This window comes from Desulfoluna butyratoxydans (assembly GCF_900699765.1).
Taxonomy (GTDB): domain Bacteria; phylum Desulfobacterota; class Desulfobacteria; order Desulfobacterales; family Desulfolunaceae; genus Desulfoluna; species Desulfoluna butyratoxydans.
In genome coordinates, this window is sequence record NZ_CAADHO010000029.1 from 1 (window position 1) to 1,395 (window position 1,395).

Genomic DNA, 1,395 nt, shown 5'->3' on the forward strand with positions numbered 1-1,395 from the left:
ACCACTGGTGTTCCTGTTGTCGCGCCAGCGGCATAGCAGGGTAGCTAAGTTCGGAAAGGATAACCGCTGAAAGCATCTAAGCGGGAAACCCACTTCAAGATTAGATATCCCTCTGACTTTGGTCAGCTGAAGACCCCTTGTAGACGACAAGGTTGATAGGCCGGGTGTGTAAGCACAGCAATGTGTTCAGCTTACCGGTACTAATTGGTCGTGAGGCTTAGCCACAATCTTACTACGTAGATGCTGAGTGCTTTATTGAGTCCATATCCTGATTGATGATCGGACAAATCGCATATACGATTTTCCGGTGGTGATTGCAAAGAGGCCACACCCGTTCCCATCCCGAACACGGAAGTTAAGCTCTTTTGCGCCGATGGTACTGCACGGGTAGCTGTGTGGGAGAGTAGGACGCTGCCGGATTCTTTTTAAGGCCCATGACATATTGTCATGGGCCTTTTTGTGTTGTGGGGTCAGTTTGATGGTACGGGAAGCCCCACCAGATAGTTTGCGAAGAAGGTTGGGACTGGTAGGGTGCGCCGTGCGCACCGACAGACGCACAATAGCCCGAAATCGACCGATTTTATGTCGCCATTTCGTGCTTTTTTGGTGTCACCGATTCAAGGTCCGTGTTTGCCTATCGTGGTCGGACACCCCGAAAGCCGATGCTCCGCGTCCCGCCAAATTGTGCGGGAGCCGCACTACAGCCCACGATGCCGATCGGTGTCTTGTAGGATGCGCCATGCGCATCGACAGGCGCTCCATAGCCCGAAATCGACCGATTTTATGTCGTCATCTCGTGTTTTTTTGGTGTCACCGATTCAAGATCCGTGTTTACCGAGCGTGGTCACACACCCCGATGCCCCTCGTTACGCTAAACGGTGCGCGAGCCGCACCCTACAACTCACGATGCCCATCGGTGTCTCGTAGGGTACCCTGTGCGCACCGACAGGCGCCCCATGGCCCGCAATCGACCGATTTTATATCGCTATCTCGTGTTGCTTTTGGTGCCATCGGTTCAATGGCCCGTGTTTGCCGAGCGTGGTCGGATATTCCGAAAGCCGATGCCTTCCGTCACGCCACACGGTGCGGGCGCCGCACCCTACAGCCCACAACGTCTAGCGGTGGTCTCGTAAGGCTCCCTGTGCTCATCGAAAGACGCCCCATAGATCGAAATGGACCGATCTTATGTCGCCATTTCGTGTTGTTTTTGGTGCCACCGGTTCAACGATCCGTGTTTGCCGAGTGTGGTCGGAAACCCCGACAGCCGATGCCTTCCGTCTGCGCTTACCCCCGATTTTAGGACCACAGGCTTAAGTGGAATCTGCATCCCAATAATGCTAATAGCGAGAGGATGCAGATGGGAAAAAAACGAAGAAAATTTACCGACAAATTTAA

At 53.5% G+C, this 1,395-nt stretch carries 2 rRNA genes; both read left to right on the forward strand.

Annotated features, from left to right (window positions below):
- Nucleotides 1-225 (forward strand): 23S ribosomal RNA (locus tag MSL71_RS26305); the annotation flags it as partial.
- A 78-nt stretch (nucleotides 226-303) separates the two neighbouring features.
- Nucleotides 304-420, forward strand: a 5S ribosomal RNA gene (rrf, locus tag MSL71_RS26310).
- Nucleotides 421-1,395: the final 975 nt, after the last annotated feature.